Annotated in this window: 16 protein-coding genes and 2 pseudogenes; 7 read left to right on the plus strand and 11 right to left on the minus strand. The window is 53.9% G+C overall.

All coding sequences use genetic code 11. From position 1 onward, the window contains the following. Positions 1 to 185: 185 nt before the first annotated feature. Positions 186 to 410 (plus strand): DUF4160 domain-containing protein, encoded by a 225-nt coding sequence (locus tag ACN0R1_RS12470; protein WP_417583313.1) that lies wholly within the window; start codon positions 186 to 188, stop codon positions 408 to 410. 47 nt (positions 411 to 457) lie between these two features. Here the strand turns inward: ACN0R1_RS12470 and ACN0R1_RS12475 are convergent, their stop codons facing one another. The 5 genes and pseudogenes from ACN0R1_RS12475 to tnpA form a co-directional block, all read right to left on the minus strand. Beyond that, positions 458 to 1,948: a Fic family protein gene (locus tag ACN0R1_RS12475; RefSeq protein WP_417583315.1), complete on the minus strand. Its 1,491-nt coding sequence runs from the start codon at positions 1,946 to 1,948 to the stop codon at positions 458 to 460. 300 nt (positions 1,949 to 2,248) lie between these two features. Next, positions 2,249 to 2,488 carry a hypothetical protein gene (locus ACN0R1_RS12480; RefSeq protein ID WP_417583317.1) on the minus strand — a complete coding sequence of 80 codons (240 nt, stop codon included), beginning with the start codon at positions 2,486 to 2,488 and terminating at the stop codon, positions 2,249 to 2,251. 527 nt (positions 2,489 to 3,015) lie between these two features. Continuing rightward, positions 3,016 to 3,771, minus strand: a complete 756-nt coding sequence (gene istB / locus ACN0R1_RS12485; protein WP_417583319.1) for an IS21-like element ISSpu5 family helper ATPase IstB — start codon at positions 3,769 to 3,771, stop codon at positions 3,016 to 3,018. A gap of 11 nt (positions 3,772 to 3,782) precedes the next feature. Continuing rightward, positions 3,783 to 5,325: pseudogene (istA, locus tag ACN0R1_RS12490) on the minus strand (IS21 family transposase). 1,570 nt (positions 5,326 to 6,895) lie between these two features. After that, positions 6,896 to 7,324: an IS200/IS605 family transposase gene (tnpA, locus tag ACN0R1_RS12495; protein WP_417583321.1), complete on the minus strand. Its 429-nt coding sequence runs from the start codon at positions 7,322 to 7,324 to the stop codon at positions 6,896 to 6,898. A 55-nt stretch (positions 7,325 to 7,379) separates the two neighbouring features. Between tnpA and ACN0R1_RS12500 the strand changes: the two genes are divergently transcribed. Then, complete coding sequence (locus ACN0R1_RS12500) at positions 7,380 to 8,549, plus strand: RNA-guided endonuclease InsQ/TnpB family protein (RefSeq protein WP_417583323.1); 1,170 nt, start codon at positions 7,380 to 7,382, stop codon at positions 8,547 to 8,549. 59 nt (positions 8,550 to 8,608) lie between these two features. On the opposite strand, the gene ACN0R1_RS12505 is transcribed toward ACN0R1_RS12500, so the two are convergent. The 4 genes from ACN0R1_RS12505 to ACN0R1_RS12520 form a co-directional block, all read right to left on the minus strand. After that, entirely contained in the window at positions 8,609 to 8,920 is a 312-nt protein-coding gene (locus tag ACN0R1_RS12505) for a hypothetical protein (RefSeq protein ID WP_417583325.1), read from the minus strand. A gap of 41 nt (positions 8,921 to 8,961) precedes the next feature. Next, on the minus strand, positions 8,962 to 10,689 hold the full coding sequence (locus ACN0R1_RS12510) for a potassium/proton antiporter (protein ID WP_417583327.1): 1,728 nt from the start codon (positions 10,687 to 10,689) through the stop codon (positions 8,962 to 8,964). 129 nt (positions 10,690 to 10,818) lie between these two features. Then, positions 10,819 to 13,383 (minus strand): protein translocase subunit SecD, encoded by a 2,565-nt coding sequence (gene secD, locus ACN0R1_RS12515; protein ID WP_417583329.1) that lies wholly within the window; start codon positions 13,381 to 13,383, stop codon positions 10,819 to 10,821. Positions 13,384 to 13,446: 63 nt separating this feature from the next. After that, positions 13,447 to 13,830, minus strand: coding sequence for a hypothetical protein (locus tag ACN0R1_RS12520; protein WP_417583331.1), 384 nt, complete (start codon positions 13,828 to 13,830; stop codon positions 13,447 to 13,449). A gap of 153 nt (positions 13,831 to 13,983) precedes the next feature. Here ACN0R1_RS12520 and ACN0R1_RS12525 point away from each other — a divergent pair, with 153 nt between their 5' ends. Next, positions 13,984 to 14,370: a PaaI family thioesterase gene (locus ACN0R1_RS12525; protein ID WP_417583333.1), complete on the plus strand. Its 387-nt coding sequence runs from the start codon at positions 13,984 to 13,986 to the stop codon at positions 14,368 to 14,370. Positions 14,371 to 14,768: 398 nt separating this feature from the next. Here ACN0R1_RS12525 and ACN0R1_RS12530 read toward each other — a convergent pair whose 3' ends face one another. Further along, positions 14,769 to 15,650, minus strand: a complete 882-nt coding sequence (locus ACN0R1_RS12530; protein ID WP_417583335.1) for a LysR family transcriptional regulator — start codon at positions 15,648 to 15,650, stop codon at positions 14,769 to 14,771. Positions 15,651 to 15,796: 146 nt separating this feature from the next. Here ACN0R1_RS12530 and ACN0R1_RS12535 point away from each other — a divergent pair, with 146 nt between their 5' ends. Further along, entirely contained in the window at positions 15,797 to 16,522 is a 726-nt protein-coding gene (locus tag ACN0R1_RS12535; protein ID WP_417583337.1) for a sulfite exporter TauE/SafE family protein, read from the plus strand. 74 nt (positions 16,523 to 16,596) lie between these two features. Here the strand turns inward: ACN0R1_RS12535 and ACN0R1_RS12540 are convergent, their stop codons facing one another. After that, positions 16,597 to 16,974, minus strand: coding sequence for a LysE family translocator (locus ACN0R1_RS12540; protein ID WP_417583339.1), 378 nt, complete (start codon positions 16,972 to 16,974; stop codon positions 16,597 to 16,599). 45 nt (positions 16,975 to 17,019) lie between these two features. Between ACN0R1_RS12540 and ACN0R1_RS12545 the strand changes: the two genes are divergently transcribed. From ACN0R1_RS12545 to ACN0R1_RS12555, 3 genes and pseudogenes are all read left to right on the plus strand, one after another. Then, positions 17,020 to 17,244 carry an integrase core domain-containing protein gene (locus ACN0R1_RS12545; RefSeq protein WP_417583341.1) on the plus strand — a complete coding sequence of 75 codons (225 nt, stop codon included), beginning with the start codon at positions 17,020 to 17,022 and terminating at the stop codon, positions 17,242 to 17,244. A 91-nt stretch (positions 17,245 to 17,335) separates the two neighbouring features. Further along, positions 17,336 to 17,506: pseudogene (locus tag ACN0R1_RS12550) on the plus strand (LysR family transcriptional regulator); the annotation flags it as partial. 21 nt (positions 17,507 to 17,527) lie between these two features. Then, entirely contained in the window at positions 17,528 to 18,262 is a 735-nt protein-coding gene (locus ACN0R1_RS12555) for a LysR substrate-binding domain-containing protein (protein ID WP_417583388.1), read from the plus strand. The last annotated feature ends 76 nt before the right edge of the window (positions 18,263 to 18,338 follow it).

An 18,338-nucleotide genomic window follows, 5' to 3' on the forward strand; every position in this document is an offset into this window, starting at 1 on the left:
GTAAGGTGGCCTTTCCTTAGTGGCCGCCTTACTGGAAAGAAGGCCAGCGCTCAATTGAAACCCGTTATCGTCAGCTTCTGGAATACATACTTGATAGCGCGATAGGAAACTTTAAACACGGGCGCGTGAATGAAGGCAGCAGTAATAACAAGATTGGAATCATCCCCAAGCGGACGCCGCAAATAATGCCAACAATTAGTGAGCTCTTCGGCATCCTGATTCGGATGTACTATGACGCTCACAACCAGCCTCATTTCCATGCGATCTATGGCGAGCACGAAGAGTTGATCTCTATCGAAACGCTGGAAGTGCTTGAAGGCACCCCGCCCAAACGAGCCAAAGCTATGGTTATCGAATGGTCCGTTGAGCACCGCAGTGATCTGGCCAGGGACTGGGAGTTGGCGGAATAGCACCAACCACTCAAAAAGATTGAACCGCAGGAGTAGCGACATGAAGACTACTCGGGCTGATCAGCAGCAACTTCATTGCCGTCCTCTCCTCGGAACAACTCTCGATACGCTTCTTCCATTGCATCAAAGAGATCTTCCGGTACTTTATACTGATATTGAGCACGCCGCTTTTTTGAAACCCTACCTTTCTGATCAAGGCATAGCATGACCAAAGCGGACAGGGTCTTATCTGCGACATCGAACTCCCGATCAATGCGACGTTTAAGTTGGTCATAGCGTGTGAGGTACGAAACCTCTTTCTTCATATACTGCTCAACAGCCTCTTCGCTGGCACTGAACATCAGCTCAGCACAGGCGGTACCGTCCCAGTAGCGATAAATAGCGTCATGACCTGTGAAAGTACAGTGAACTTCATCAGGGCTTATCCACTCCACGTTCCAGAATCGCCGGGTCTTTTCCGAAAATGAAGTCAACGCGTTCAAATAGTCCAACTCACGATCACGCAGTACAGCCGATACTGGAAGTATCAATCCATTATCCAACACGCCTTGTTGGCACAGAGCGTGGTGAAACATGAAACGCGATATACGGCCATTTCCATCCATAAATGGATGGATAAACACAAACCCAAAGGAGGCGATAGTACTGGTGATGATCGGATCAACAGACCCTGCGGGGGGATGATTCGCAAAGTTCATCCATTGTTCCATGAGCTCGCGGCACAAATCCGGCGGTGGCGGTATATAGGTTACGCCAGCGGCCCCATAGCCATTGCTCATATGGTTTTGCTCCAATCGGAAGGAGCTTGCCCAATCAAACTTATTGGAGATAACCTGGTTTTGCAGGTCGATCAGGAAATCTTCATCAATCAAACGCTTCTCATGCGCTTTTTTCAGAAGGTTCACAAACCTATGGGCCTTGGAATCATCAGGGATCTCCTTCTCTATTTCGAACGAGCTCTTTGTTTCACTCAAATACGCCCAAGCCAGTGCTCGATGCAGCATCTGAGGGTCGAGCTGCTCGGTGAAGTCCTGTACCCGATCCAACACTTGCATTGAGATACCAGCCTGTATCATGTCTGTTTTTCGAACCGTGACACAATAATCTATAGTCCCCAAACCGTTGAATAACACCTTCCAACGGCGATTACGCTCCCCCTCACAAGTGATGTACTGCGTTGGGTCAAACAGTGGCTGATACTTACCTGGTATATCCTCGGCGTCACGGGCCAGAACAGATTGTGTGAAGTGCTCCCACAGGTAGCACGCCACACGAATATACTTTCCGTTAGGCGATGCCGAAAAAGCTGACAACATATCCTCTGCGGAAACCTGCGGAAGGCCTTGGGCAAGAATCTGGAGGTTCACCCCTTCATGTTTAAGCGCAAACAGAATGTGGCCCAATATCGAGTCGGCAGGCGATGGCATGAATATCCCGGGTATGGCGATAACACCACCGATGATCTCTTTTTTCTTCACGGATGCTACCTGGCACTCCACCTCAAGCTCCACGGCCTGAATAGCCTCAAGATTGGCCAAGTACGCATAACCTATCAATCCATTCGCCAAAGCAGTCTTAACCCCCGTCCGGTCCAAACATGCAGAAAATCTTTCCAAACATCATTTTTTATAAAAAAAGCCCCCCGGGAGGAAGAAAATCTCTCCGAGAGGCTATTGCTTATCACTACTAGCACGTGAATTCAACATCAAGTGCGACATGACCTTAGCAGGACCCCGGCGCCAGCGCACTTATAGGACAGGAACTGTTTCAGCAGCGCCCAGCCAGCGTCGTACACCGACTTGGCGCTATTCGTGCGGGTGAATGAACGAGACGTTACATCACCGACGATGATCACGCCGCAGCGATTCACCAGTTAGCGACTGAATTTGTACAAGGCGTCTTTGCGCCGGTTGGCGATTGTGGCGTCGATCGCCCTCACACCAGTAAATCCATTGGTAACAAGCACGGCTAGCTAGCACACCTGTACAACCGCCTAGCGGTATTACGATCAGGTGAACACCAATAGCGGCGTGTTTCATATTGTGAAGGACGGTGCCCATCGCACGTGAGTGGTTCATGAGCGCACCGATAACCAACTGCTGCACTGAACACTGTTGTAAGTATTGGCAAACTTGCCTCAATGACCGTGGTTGGTTGAGACGTTTAGGGGCTTAGGCCCCTTTTTTAGGGTAGGAGCACAACACATTAGCATCCGTCCTGCTGGGATGCATCGTATACGGCACTCATTTGCTCTCTAATCCATTTTAGTCCGCTGTGGTGAGCATTGACTCGCTATACACAAAAATTCGATTTAAGGGGGGGTAGCGCCTGTACCAATTGCTAGGCCTGCACGAACATCGTTCGACAACGCATTTCAATTTATTTGTAGTCCCTTCCTCCGTTCAACCACTTTTGCGCTGGCGCCAACACAACGAGTCCAAGCCCCTCCACCGACTGAAACCCCGGCGCGGTGGTGAATTGAGCATTTGCCACAACGCAGGTGCGTAAACCGCTGAAGGTTGCCACCCATTCCACGTGAAGCCAGCCACCCGGACCGGAGCAAGGCTGCCACCCATCGGGGCGTAGCGACGCGGGGTTTCTCTTCTTACTCCGAAGTCTCAGTGCCCGTCAACTTTGCCTGCCGTTTTCGCATGGACTCCCCCCGCAGATTGACCTTGTAGGCGTTGTGTACGAGTCGGTCCAGGATGGCATCCGCAAGAGTGGCGTCACCGATCACGCCATGCCATTCCTCGATGGGTAATTGGCTGGTCGCGATAGTGGAGCGCCGGCCGTGCCGGTCTTCCAACACCTCCAACAAGTCTCGCCGGTTTTCGGCGCTCAGCTTCATCAGCCCCCAGTAGTCCAGGGTCAGTACGTCGACCTTGGCCAGACTGGTCAGGTGCTTTGAGTATTGACCATCACCCTTGGCGATGATTAGCTCCCGTAGCAGTCGCGTCAGGCGGACGTATTGGGCGGTGTAACCTTCCCGGCAAGCTTTGTGTGCCAGAGCACAGGCCAGCCAGGTTTTCCCGACCCCGGTGGGACCGATGATGAGCACGTTCAAGTGTTCCTTCACCCACTGGCAGCTGGCCAGGCTCTGGATAAGTCCTTTATCCAGGCCGCGTGAGTTCCGGTAATCAATGTCTTCGAGGATCGCGGCGTGTCGTAGCTTGGCCCGGCGCAGCCGGCTGGTCATGCGCCGGTTGTCTCTTTCGGTCATTTCCCGGTCGACCAGCAGTCCAAGGCGCTCCTCGAAGCTCAGATCGGTCATGTCTGGGGTGGCCAACTGATCCGCCAGGGCGGCGGCCATGCCGGTCAGTTTGAGGGTGTGGAGCTTATCCAGCGTAGGATGCTTCAACATGTCAGATTCCTTCAGTGGTAGTAGGCAGGGCCGCGGATGTTGTCGTGCGTATCAGGCAAGGCCAGTTCCTGTTGCTCTTCCAGTGGCTGCTCATCCAGACGGTGTTTGAGGATGGATTCGATGCTCTTGTATCGGCAACTGCCCAGCATGAGGGCACGTTGGCAGGCACGTTCTAATCGTGCCTCGCCGTAGCTTTGGCTACGGCCGGAGAATGCCCAGACAGGACCGATAGGCCTGTTGTGGATGCTTTCGCGTCCCCAACGCGGAGCGGATGAGCTTTTCGGTTGCCGGTCCGATCTTGGCTGCCCATGCGATTAATCGTTCCGGTGGCCACTCGCCGGCCTGGCGATGGGACTCCGGCATGTGAGCGATGATGGTGCTATGCCGGCCCTTCTGATCCGAACGACGGTGGCTGGCGATTCGGTCACCCCGGTAGAAGCATTCGATGGTGTTGTGGGTGATCCGGACCTCCACCTCTTTCTTGATCAGGGTGTAGGGCACCGAGTAGTAATGCCCGTCGATGGCGACGTGATAGTCGATGTGTACCCGGGCTTTTTTCCACTCGGCGTAGACATACGGCTCTGCCGGCAACGGTTGTAGAACCGGTTGGTTCAGCTGTTTGAAGCGATCGAGCCGGCACCCGGGCAGCTTGCGGAAGGGGCGTTTGTTGAGCCGCTCCAGCAGCTCACGGATGGTGGCGTTGAGCTGCCCCAGGGAGAAGTGCTGACGGTGACGCAGGGCCGCCAGGATCCAGCGCTCGACGATCAGTACACCACCGTCCACCTTGGCCTTGTCACGGGGCTTGCGAACTCTTGTCGGGACAACGGCCACGCCATAATGGCCAGCCATATCCTGATAGGTCGGGTTGAGATCCGGCTCGTAGCGATGGGCCTTGCTGACGCCGGAGCGGAGGTTGTCTGGAACCACCAGCTCCGGCACTCCACCTAGGAACTCGAAGGTCCGGATGTGGGAGCCGATCCAGTCCGGTAAGGTCAGGCTCCAGATAGCCTCGGCATAGGTGTAATTGGACGCACCCATCACCGCCACAAAGACTTGCGCCTCATGGATCTCACCGGTGGTGCGGTCAATGACGGGAACGGTCTGTCCGGCATAGTCTACGAACAGCTTCTCCCCGGCCCGGTGATCCTGGCGCATGACTAGGTCTAGCTTACCCTGCCAGGCCCGGTAATGGTCGCAGAACCAGCTGTATTGGTAGCCATCCGGATTGGCTTCCCGGTACTCCTGCCAGAGCAGGAACAGGGTGACGTGCTTGCCTCGGAGCTCATCGTGGATCTGCTGCCAGTCTGGAATGCCTCGGGCCTGTGCAGGCAAAGCCGGTGGTGGCGGAAACAATCGCTGCTCCAACTGGGCTTCACTCAGACCCTCTGGTAATGGCCAGCCAAGATCTGCTTAGGCGGCACGTCGGAGATATTCGCTTACGGTGGGTCGACTGATGCCGCAGGCGGCGGCAACCTGACGGTTGCTCAACCCTCGCTCCCACTTGAGGCGAAGGACTTCTTTGATTTTACGCATGGATAACCTCTTCGCTGGCATCGGGCCCTCTCCGGATGAAAAGGGTCAGAGTACCGTTAGTTATCCCGCGCCGGACGTTTTGATGGGGATGTCAGGCAGCCTGTCGTGGTGGCAGCTTTGCCGTGGAATCAGTGGCAGCTTTGCCGTGGAATCAGTGGCAGCTTTGCCGTGGAATCAGTGGCAGCTTTCGCGTGGAATGGGTGGCAGGCTTCGTCTGGAATCAGTGGCAACCTTGGTCTGGAATACGAGGCGGGCAAAACTCCATATTCGGCGCTTATTCTGCCTGTATTTCCACTATTTTGCCCACCTGTCCCAACGCTCACCAACAGAGGAGATATTAGTTTATAGGGCTGTTTTGAGGGCGTTTAGGCAGGTTTCCTGCTAGGAGAACTACATGTTCTCAGTGGAGTTGGGGGCTTCAATCATTGTTGCGTCGGTCAGAGAGACTTCCTCGAGCAGAACACTCGCCTCTGACAGCAACTGATTGACCTCATCGAAGATTTGGCGTGCTAGGTCATATTGTTCCATCAGGTGGTGGAATGTCTACTTTGCGCATCCGTACTCGTCCCGGGAGCGTGGGCTAAACGAAAACTTCAATGGACTGAGACGGCAGTTCATCCCGAAAGCGCCTCGAGCTCAGGCAGCCTGAAGGCGAATTCCAAGAGTACATTCAGGCTGTGGCGGGTGTCGCACTTCGGAGTTGTCGCGCCCCCTCATATTTTTCAGACAGGGAATTCGTCAATATTTAGACCTCGCTCTACGGATATATCTATCTATTACCCGAACAGCTCTGTATTTGGGAAGGCTTTGGCTAGAATCGCGAAACCAAAAATTACTTTAAGTTCCTATCTATACCCGAACAGCTCTGCAAATTGGAAATTTAATAAAAATCCAAAAATTGAATCCCGAATAGGACCGTCGCTGCTATATCTATACCCGAACAGCTTCGTAATCAGAGGTAGAGTTACGCACTCCCAAATACATAGCTGCTCGCCATATCTATTCCCAAATAGCGTTGTCATAAATTTTGAACGCATTTGATCGATAGTAGGAAATATCGGTTCCGTTGTTAATCTCACAGAGACTAGGATACTTCTTGTTTTTTGCGAATCATGAATCCTAAAAAACAACGTATTTGGGTTAGAGCAGCGATGAGTCGCTGTTGCACGCATTTTCAGCATTTAATTTTCTGAACGGAGGGGTAAGAGTGTCTGTATTCCGCGCATCACATCGCTGTCGTTTGAAATCAGTGATGAATCACTGAAATTTTACGACTTTGGTACGTTTTCAAGATTTCTAGCCTGAACGGAATGCTTGAACTCTTCCCGTCACATCACTGTCGTTTGAAATCAATGATAAATCACTGAAATTTTACGACTTTGGTACGTTTTCAAGATTTAGTGCCTGAAACTGAGAATTCCGTTCATCACATCACTGTCGTTTGAAATCAGTGATGAATCACTGAAATTTTACTTTTTTGGTACGTTTTCAAGATTTAGTGTCTGATCACCTATCCCCCTGAATTAGCAAAATCCCGCGTAAACCCTCGCCCAAATGGAGCGGGGATACAAACGGGAACCGCGCAGCGGTTCTAATCTGGCGTGGCCTGACTCTGCACATACTCTCGCAAAGTCTCAATGGTCGCACCTCCGGCGCTACATGCGAAGTATGAGCGTGACCACAACGCCCCACTTTTGCTCTGCCGTGGTATGTGCGTATTGAGAATGCGTACCCGGCGTGACGATACAGATTTCAAGTTATTCACCAACACACTCACTGCCAGCTTGGGCGGGTAGCTTACGAGCAGGTGAACGTGATCAGCCTCGCCATCCATTTCAACCAGATCACACTCCAGTTTCTCGCAGGCCGACTCAAACGCTTCGCGCAGTTGTCCAATCATATAACCGTCAAACAGCTTACGGCGGTACTTGGTCGTGAAGATCAGGTGTACCACTAACTTCGTAACGCTGTGACGTTTTCTAAGGTAGTCACTCAATGGTGTATGATCTTGTACACTCATTTGAAATTGACCCTATAAAGCCTATAATTGCTTTATTCTAGCTATGAGCACTGAAGTGTTAAAGGCCGTTAAAGTACGTATCTACCCGACACCTGAGCAGGCGGAGTTCCTTAACCGTCAGTTCGGTGCTACGCGGTTCGTGTACAACAAGGCGCTACATATCATCAGCTCACAGTTTCGACGGCATGGTTCGAAACTCCGCGCCAAGAAAGACCTCAAGCCGCTACTTGCAGTCGCGAAGAAGTCCCGAAAGTATCACTGGCTCGGAGATTTCGACTCCATTGCACTCCAGCAAGCGTGTATCAACCTCGATAAAGCCTTCCAGAATTTCTTTGATCCGAAACTCCCTGCGCGTTACCCGAAGTTCAAGCGCAAGCACGGGAAGCAGTCCAGCTACCACTGCATGAGCGTCAGTGCGGGTGAGAACTGGATCAAAGTACCGAAGATGAAGCCGATCAAGGCCAGAATTCACCGCGAACTGGACGGAAAGCTCAAGAGCATAACCTTGTCGCGCACTGTTTCAGGGAAGTATTACGCCTCACTGTTGATCGAAGACGGGCTGGAAGCCCCGGCACCCCTTCAAACTGTCGATACGGTGCTGGGCGTCGATATGGGACTTACCCACCTCGCTATCGACTCCGAAGGCAACAAGACGGCGAATCCCCGTTTCATGAAACGCGCTCAGGCGAATCTCCGTCGCAAACAGAAAGCCTTATCCCGCTGCCAGAAAGGAAGCAAGGGTCGTGCGCAAGCGCGGCTGAAACTTGCCAAAGCGCATGAGCGCCTGGCGAATACCCGTGCTGACTTCCAACACAATCTGTCCCGAAAACTCATTGACGAAAACCAAGCGGTGGTAGTCGAGACACTGAAAGTGAAAAACCTGCTGAAGAACCGGAAACTGGCGAAGCATATTGCTGATGCCAGCTGGTTCAGCTTGATTCAGAAGATGGAGTATAAGGCCAAGGCGCAAGGTAAGCATCTGGTCAAAATAGACCAGTGGTTTGCCAGCTCTAAAACCTGTTCCTGCTGCGGACACAAGGTAGACTCCTTGCCACTAAAGGTGCGCTACTGGACTTGCCCTATCTGCCATGCGGAACGAGATCGGGACATCAATGCTGCGATCAATATTCGCCAGCAGGGTGTTATCAAACTACGAGCCGAAGGACTGTCGGTTCCTGCCAATGGAGGCTTGCGTAAGCCCGGTCACGAACCGGCAGCGGCCTAAGAAGTTGGAAGCTTCGCCCGTCAGGGCGGGGAGCAGTCACAGCCACGCATGACCTCGATTTACCCTACGGAGATGGAGATCTCGAAATAAAGAAGCGTTACGACGATGAGCACCTGGCGGGCGCTGTAAAGACGCTTATCCTGTGCATCCTGCAGATGCAGGTTCAGCACCAGGTCAACGGGGAGGTCGCAGTGGTTCTCCACCGCCGCCTCCCAGACCAGTTCGCTGCCACCGAATAGGGTTTCCTCCAGCCGGTGATGCATATCACCGATCTGCACACATTTTTCCTCTACGGTTTCCGCCTGAACCGGCACAGCAGAGAACAGCGCCGCCATAACGGGCAGCGATAACGCACCATTGAATAACTCCATTGATTGACTGAATTTTGCTCGGGCTGGCGGCTCCAAAGCCGTTAGTGTATTGCCAACGTGTCGTTTTTATCCATCGATAGACGAACAGTGGTTACCCTGGCATCCAACATTCCCGCTACCTGCAGCTGCACCCCACCTATAGTGAATTGTGCACCGCATTCACATTCACCCTCCAGAGCGTTTCTCGCCAGCTGCTCCAGGGTCAGGCTGCTGTCGTCAGATAAACGGATGCCATAAGCACGCTGAACTTCTTCGATACGAGTACTGCCCTTAAGGTTCAGTGCGGTTTGTAAAAGGACACTGGTATCAGTACCTAGGGTAGGAGAGAACACACGATCCACAAATGGCCGCTGCTCCGGCCGCAGCACGACAAACAGGTGGTCGCCCGCCCGTAGCCGGGTCGATCCACGTGGCGGGATCACCGCTGAGTCGCGGCTGATCATGGCCACTATCGTGTTATCAGGCAGCGCCATCTGGGACAGTAGCAAGCCGTTAACCCTGGGACTGTCGGCCAGGATATACTCGACGATTTCGGCATCTACATCGCCCAGTGATGTAATCTCCAGTGTTGCCGCAGATACAGGTGGCGGCGCTTCCGTCAGACCGAGCTTACGCGCCACCCAAGGCAGCGCCGAACCCTGGATGGTTGCAGAGATGAGCACGACAAAGAACACCACGTTGAAGATTAACTCCGCGCCAGGCAAGCCGTAGAGCAACGGAAATATCGCCAGGATGATCGGCACAGAGCCGCGCAACCCGACCCAGGAAACCAGGCCGATCTCATTGCGACTGAAACCGAACAGTTTCAAGACCGGCGCCACCGCCAAAGGGCGGGCTATCAGGATCAGCACCGCCGCAATCACCAAACCTTGCAGCCAAACATCCAGCAGCGACTCAGGGGTTACCAGCAGCCCGAGTACAACGAACATCATGATCTGACTGAGCCATGCCAAACCATCGTGAAACAGGAAGGTACTGCGCTGAAAGACGAAGCGTGTATTGCCGATCATCACACCGGCGATAAAGATCGCCAGGAAGCCACTACCACCCAGGTTGGCCGCAATGCCAAATGCCAGTAAACCAAAGGCGGTGACCATGACCAGGTAGAGCCCGGACGCGCTCAATTGAATCCGATTGATTACCCTGACCGCGATCCAGCCGATCGAAAGCCCCACCAACGCACCTATGCCCATCTGCATGACAAACAGCTGCAGCAAACCAATGCCCGGCTGCATCCCTTTTACCAGAATATCCAGCAGGCCGACAGTCAGAAAGATCGCCATCGGGTCGTTGGAGGCACTCTCGATCTCCAGGGTGTTTTTCAGCCTCGGATTAATGTGGATACCGGCATTACGCAGCAGCGAGAATACCGCCGCTGCATCGGTAGAACCGACAATAGCTCCCAGCAACAAGCCTTCCAGAATCGGCAGGTCCAATATAAACGCGGCGGCCATACCTGTGATGGCCGCCGTAACAAACACCCCCCAGGTGGCCAGCAGCGATGCCGGTTTCCACACTCTTTTGATCGAGGCAAAGGGGGTCTGCAGACCACCATCGAACAAAATCATCGCCAGCGCCAGAGTACCCAGCGCATGCGCCTCGACCGCATTGTCGAAGGCGATGCCGATACCGTCCTCACCGGCCAACATGCCAACCAGCAGGAAGAGCACCAGCACAGGCAACCCAAGCCGGGCCGATAGTTTGCTGGAAAGGATGCCGAAGAGTATCAACACGGCGGCCAACAGAATGATGTGGTCAATAGCGAACATAAACGCTTCCCTTTTTACAGCCCGGCAGACCTGCCGCAGGCCAGAATAGTATTTGGCAAAAATGGCTGGGTGACGCACTGTAAGCACAGGGTGTTTACAGCCCTGAGCCATGCAGTGCATCACCACAAGCTATGGCATCAATGCCAGCTCCTTCTGCACCGCTTCCGCATTAGGACGCAAAGGTGCCAACCCCTTGCGTACCCGCCGCTGATGCAGGTAATAGAGTAGCGGTGAGGCAATAAAAATTGATGAGCTCGTCCCGATCACCACGCCAAACAACATCGGTAAGGCAAAGCTTGCGACCGCGGCACCACCGGCGACCGCCATCGGCAGCAGCGCCAGAAAGGTGGTCGTTGAGGTGAATAGGGTCCGGTTCAATGTTGAGGTAATACTATCGTTCAGGATCCCCAAAATCGGCTTGTCCGGTGTCTGTCGCAATCCTTCTCGAATGCGGTCAAACACCACCACCTTGTCATTCACAGAGTAGCCAATAAGCGCCAGCAGTGCGGCAACGGCGGTCAGGTTGAACTCAACACCGGTGAGCGCAAAGAAGCCGATGGTTTTGGTCAGATCCAGACCGATGGTCAGGGTTGCTGCCAGCGCAAAATGTGACTCGAAGCGCACCCAGAGATAAACCAGCATCCCTACCCCCGCCGCCAAAATAGCGAGTATGGTGATATCGCTGAAGTCACCACTGACCTTGGGACCAACCATATCGACTCGCGGGAACTCTGCCCTCGGCTGCAGGTCTGTCACCGCCGACTTGATCGCCTCAACCTGCTCGGCGGTCTTGCCGGGCTGCTCCTTGTCTACGGGAAGACGAATCAGGAAATGCCCAGTTTCGGCAAACTCCTGAATTGTTGCATCACCAAGTGATCCGGCCAGCAGCGAGGTTCTGAGATGGTCGACGCTGACCTCGGGGGCTTCGACCTCAATAACCGTCCCGCCGGTGAAATCCACCCCGTAGTGCAGCCCAGGCTGCAGAAACAGACCGACAGATGCGATGGACAACACTGCAGAAGCGATCAGTCCGACGACACGCCCACGCAAAAAATCCACGCGCTTGGCAGTAAGTTGTTCGATCCAGCGAATTCCTCTCATGTTCAGCGGAGTGCGTTCTTTGCCACGCACACTCCACTCCATCAGCAGACGGGTCACCGCAATGGCTGTAAACAGCGAGGTGAGCAAGCCGATACCGATCGTCACCGCAAAACCTTTAACCGGCCCGCTACCGAATAGGAACAGAAGACTGACCGCAATCAGCGTGGTGATATTGGAATCCAGGATAGTGCTATAGGCTCGATCAAACCCCTCCTTCAATGCCATCCTTGCCGAACGCCCCCGTTTACTCTCTTCCCGTATCCGCTCGTTGATCAGGATATTGGCATCCACCGCCATCCCAATCGTCAGAATAATGCCGGCAATCCCGGGCAGGGTCAGCGTCGCCCCTAGGAGGCTAAGCACTCCAAACACCAGGCCGATATTGACCGCAAGCCCAACACAAGCGATGAGCCCCCAGCGCCCATATATACCCACCATGAATGCAATCACCATGGCGGCACCGACAAGCCCGGTGAGCAACCCCATCTCTATCGCATCACTGCCCAGATCAGGCCCGACCGTACGCTCTTCGATCACGTGTAAAGGCACAGGCAAGGCGCCGGCCCGAAGCAGGAGTGCGAGGTTACTGGCTTCGTGAGAGGTAAACTGGCCGCTGATCTGGCCACTGCCGCCAGCGATCGTGCTCTGAATCACCGGCGCAGTAATCACCTTATTGTCCAGTACGATCGCGAGTGGTCTCCCGATATTCTGCTGGGTGATCTCGCCGAAGAGGCGACCGCCTTCACCGTCCAGCTTGAAAGTCACTATGGGCTCGCCGCTATCCTGCTGGAAGGCCAGCTGCGCATCGCGGATATGCTTGCCCTCCATCGCGACCTGTTTCTCCAGGTGATAGCGACGCGCGCTGTCTGTGCCAGAGGCAGAGGCAGAGCCGGTATCGGTGCCCGGCAGATCGATGGTCGCCGTGCTGCCCGCACTTCCCTCGCGACCCGCCTGAGCTACCCAGTGGAACGACATTTTGGCAGTGGTCCCCAGCAGCTTGCGGATCTCGCTCGGGTCGGCGACACCCGGCATCTGTACCAAAATGCCATCATCGCCCTGCTTGGTGATACTGGGCTCCACCAACCCGGTTTCGTTCAAACGGCGGCGAACTACCTCAAGGCTGCGGTCCAGCGCATCCTGAAGCTGAGCCTGGCGCCACATTTCCGTAAGCTGCACAACCAGCCGATGATCAACCTGCTCGATCCTGAAGCGCCGGACGCCGTCGGCAGAATGGGCATTCAATGCGTTAGCGATATCCAGCGCCGCCTGCATCTGTGCAGGCTTGCGCAGGGCCAACTCTATGCGTTGATCGTGAATGGAGGGCGGCAGGTAATAAACACCCGCCTCACGCAGTTGATGCGTCAGCTCATCCGACGCTGATTGCAGTTGATCGTTAACCAAGGCATCCGCATCGGCTGCAAGCAGCAGGTGCGATCCGCCTCGCAGGTCCAGACCCAAGGAAACTGCACTCTGGGTGTACCAGGCAGGCAGGTGTTTAGAGAGTGTATCAGGCAATACACTGGGTAGCGCACTCAGCAAGCCAAGCACGACCACCAAGCCGTATATAACAGCTCGAGAACGTAAGGATTTCATGCGTAATACTCAAGGTGTTAACGAATGGCATCAAAAAATGCCAAGCGAAGAAGACGTTGATATTTACGCGATGGGGGGCGCCCTTAGTGGTGGCGCCAGAAGATTGTAGCCCGAAACAAGCGCACGGCTCTGCGCAGAGAGATCCGGTTTCTGAACCTCAGGCTCAGCAAGCAACAGGCCGTAACAGATGGCGGCCAGCCAGTGATCGATATCCCAGGGATGATCAGGCTCGCTATCATCGTCGCGCTGGACGACCTTCAACGACTCATTGGTCGAGCCAACCAGCACAAGCTCAAGCTTGCCAAGATAGCCGCTTTGAGAAGGCGACGCCGTTGATGCCTGATGCACCAGCAAAGACAGTAAGGCGAACATCAGCAACAGCAGTGACACCGCCACTACCGAGCTTGATCGCGTACGCTGAATGTTTGAGCTGGAGATAACAGACATGTTTCTATCTTTTAGGTAATCCGACACTCTAGCTTTTACGGGGGTGCGGCGTCAAATTAGCGTGCCTGCATGCAATTGCATTATTACTCTTCCTGATCACACTTGGACTATCTTTTCGTCCATTCCTTTGATGCCCTACCTAAAGGTAACATGATGTCAGCGCCCCCATCAGAAGGCTCTCAGCTCCTGGTATTGGAATACCTACAACGCCAGCTGGAATGTACCCTCAGAGAAGGTGATACAACATACATGCGCTACCCGACCGCCATCTCTGAGTTGCTTCGCTTTCGAATTGTGGCAATCGGTGAAGCGACGGCCAGTCTTACGCTTGATGCAGACGCAACCATCCATGGCAATCAACAAGGCACTGTTCATGGTGGTTTGCTGTGCGAGTTGGCCGATGCGGCAATAGGTACGGCTCACTCTACCCGCATGGACGCAGGTGAGAGCTTTACGAGTATCGATTTGAAAGCGAAGTTTCTCCGACCTGTCTGGCTGTCTTGCTTAGACAGCCAGAGCTTTTGCAACACATCGTGGTAGGACAATCAGTCACTACCGCTGAGAAGTCTTTCGTGATGACGGTAAGATGGTTGCAACAATCGAAAGCGCGGTAATGACACTACGGGGCGACCGAGCGAAAGGTCGCTATAGGATACCAAGGAAGCACGCAGTTCTTGCCGTAGGTCGAGCGCTTCTCTATGACCGCTCTCGAGATGTCCACACTTCCCGATCTTCTGCTTGAGTTTCGCCCTAAAGCGAGATGGATTGGCCCCTACAACAAAACATCTCGATCCTGAGAACAGGATAGTCCTGCACCCGCTACTATCCTCGATAGAGCCTGCATCCCGTCAAGCAACTGCACATTGTTCGTTGTTCACGCCGCTCGCCTCTTACCGGCCGGCTCAAACCCTAACTCCCCCCCTTCTTTACAACCTCCATCAAGCACGCAGTTCCAGCAGCGCCTGCCAGAGTTCATAGGCTTCGCGACTCAGCGGGTGCTCGTTGAGGCGGATCAGGTAGATCGGGATCTCGCTTTCCGACGGAAAGTTTTCGATGTTGATCTGCACTAGCTCGCCAGAGGCCAACTCCTGCTCCACCATATGCAGCGGGACCCGCGCCCAGCCCATCTCCGCCAGCAGCAGAGCACGTTTCATCTGATAGTCGCTGACATACCAGATATGGCCACCCGGTATCACATTGAGGTGATCAAAAGGAGCTCGGGAGCCGCTGTCGGTAATCAGGATATGTGGCCGCGATCGCAGTAACGCCTGGGGCACCTGCCCTTCCGGCCGCTCGGACAGAAACCCCGGCGCCATCACCGTGACCATTTCGATGCGTGAGATCTCGGCAAAGTCATAGCGTTGATCCAACCCTCGATGTGGTCCTATGGCGATCTCGGCAGTCTCCAGATGCAGCTGCTCCAGCACCCCGGATAAATGCTCGGTATGTATATGGAAGCGCAGCTCGGGGTGGGCGCTGCAAAAACGGCGGATAATATCCAGCCCCGGCGGCAAGGAGCACATGGCGCTAAGGGCGATGGATAGCGTCGGTGCCGGGTCGCTGGCGAGGCGGTGCCCAAGCTGCTCCAGTTCATCGGCCTGCGACAGCAGCTTGCGCGCCTGATGATAGAAGGTTTTGCCCTCTGCCGTCAGTTGCGGCCGATAATGGCTGCGATCGAACAGCTGCAGGTCGAACTCCTCTTCCAGCGCGCGTACCGAGGCACTGATACTGGACTGGGTCTTGAAAAGATGGCTGGAGGCCGCACGAAAACTGCCCCACTCCACTACCGCTACCAAGGCTCGAAGCTGTTCATTGGTCATCGTTTCTACTCGCTGTTAACTTTCTGTTAACTCTAGGACTGCGGCGTAAATGATCGATTTTAACGATCATCTATACAACAACATATCGTTATCTTTAAATCATTCCAAGGCGTAACCTAACCACCTGAATTGATTAAGGAGAGGCGATGGACATTACGTTGGTGTGTTTGCTGGTAGCCGGTCTGATAACCGGATTTTCGAAATTTTCTATTGGCGGCATGGGCGTGCTTATCCTGCCAATTCTGTTGATCGCCTTTCCCGGCCCGGAGGTTCTAGCAATCACCATCCCGATGTATATCCTGACCGATATTATCGCCGCCGCTACCTATCACAAACATATCGACTGGGGTGCACTGACACGCCTGCTGCCGCTCTGTCTGGTCGGTGTTGCCATCGGTGCCTGGCTGCTGTCGGGCCTTTCCAACGGACATTTCAGGGCGCTACTCGGCTGCCTGATTGTGGGCATGCTGGTGCTCGGCATCCTGCTGGATTTTCGTGATACCCAGTTTATGAAACTGCCGATTATCGGCCATCTGATGGGGGCGATCACCGGCTTTATCAGCATCACCGCCAATTCGGCCGGCCCTCTGGTCAGCCTCTATCTGATGGAACAGAAGCTCGAAAAAGAGAGCTATATCGCCACACGGGTGTGGACCTTTTTCCTAATCAACCTGTTCAAGGTGCCCTTCTTCCTGCACCTGGACTTGCTGCACCAGGACACACTCTGGCTGGGTCTGCAGGCACTGCCGGGGCTGGCCGTAGGTGGCGCAATCGGCTACTGGCTGATCCGCCGGCTGCAGTTCCGCCACATCAAATGGCTGATCCGAGGCATGTCGACTGTCGCCGCGATTCAACTGTTCGGTTTTAGCTGAGCACTCGCTCAATGCCTCGACAGGGCGAGTTTCATGCCGAAACCGATAAAGACAGCACCAGTGAGTCTGTACATTCAGCCGATAACCCGCGGGCTTCGCAGCCAGCGGCCCAGCCGATAGGCCGCCAGGATCAGCGCCAGGAACCAGAGCATCGAGCTGGCCGTATGAACGCTGGCCAGGAAGAAGGAGTAGATCGCGACATTCGTCTCCGCCGGAATAAACTGCGGAATAAATGAAACGTAGAAAATTCCGATTTTGGGGTTCAGCAGATTTGTAATGAGCCCCTGACGAAAAGCTGCCAGTGAACCCAACGAAAGGCGCTCCATATCCCCGCTAATCTGCTGACGCGGCTTGCGCAGCAGCCCTACCCCCAGCCAGATCAGGTAAACGGCACCACCCAGTTTCACCGCTGTATATAGCAGTTCCGACGCCCGCAGCAGCACACCCATCATTCCCGTCGGCTCAATGCAGTTTTACAATTAGAAGGGATCCAGTATGTGTACACGCGTCCATACACGCCTAAAACGAACGGCAAAGTCGAGCGCTTTATACAGACCATGATCCGGGAATGGGCATATGCTGTACCCTACGCACACGACATATCAAGGACTTGGGCACTGACTGATAAGTTCAATCATTACAATAAACAGCGTCCTCATGGCAGTATCGGAAATCTACCGCCGATGTCTCGAATACCGAAACTGCGTGAACAACGTGTTTAGCATTCACAGCTAGAGCCTCTCATGCTGAATAGAATCAAGGGAACATTATCTTGAACCATTAAGAGTTCAGGCCTTTAAGAAGGAGGTTAATATGGAACTTCGTCAGCTTAGATATTTTTTAAAGGTAGTAGAATGCGGCAGTTTGGGTAAAGCTGCGCTTGAACTAGATGTAGGTACCTCAGCACTAAGTCAACAGATATCAAAATTAGAAAACGAGTTAGCTACACGCTTATTAACTCGCACATCAACAGGCGCACTCCCGACCAGGGCCGGCATAGCATTTATGCATCATGCACAGCTCGCTCTGCGACAAGCAGAACAAGCTGCTATTGCAGCCCAAAAAGAGCGTACCAGCGGTTATGTCAGCATTGGTCTGCCACCTACAACCGCCACGGTGTTGGCACTGCCTCTCATTCAGGTGATGAATGAGCTCTATCCCCATATCCAGTTGCATATTGTGGAAACACTCTCAGGCCATTTGGCCAACATGTTAAACGCGCGTCAGCTGGACCTGGCACTAGTCTTTCATGCAGACAGCGCTCACCGCTGGAGTACCCGAGCATTGCTCGATGAAGACCTGTTTCTTATTTCGTCACCCTCGGCTGTAGATGCCTGTTTTGCGCTGAAATCTGTCCAAATCAAGGATCTGGCGGACGTTAAACTGATTATGCCCAGCGGTTTGCACGGTTTGCGCACTAACCTTATGGCTGCGTTTGAGCGCTTCAACATACAACCCAATGTCATCATGGAAATCGATGGATTAACCCTGTTGATGGATGCGGTACGCCAAGGCTATGGCGCCACCATTCAGCCAGGTGCTGCTGCTGCACGTTTGGGCGAGAGTGGGCTGCGCATTCGGCGTATCGCAGACAAACAGGTTATTCGCCGTAACTTCCTTGTCAGCCTGCCGGACGATGACCTTTCACCCAGTGCACTGGCCACACGGGTGGTGATAGCCAAAGTGGCGAAGGATTTGGTGAAAAACAATGTCTGGCCCGGTGCTCATTGGATAGGATAGAGTTGCACAAAGTATTTAATAATTCTAAACACCCATCTATCAAACCCTCCTGTCGCCCCTCCAATTGACGCAATAC

Origin of the sequence: Nitrincola sp. (assembly GCF_048264025.1) — a bacterium.
Classification (GTDB): domain Bacteria; phylum Pseudomonadota; class Gammaproteobacteria; order Pseudomonadales; family Balneatricaceae; genus Nitrincola.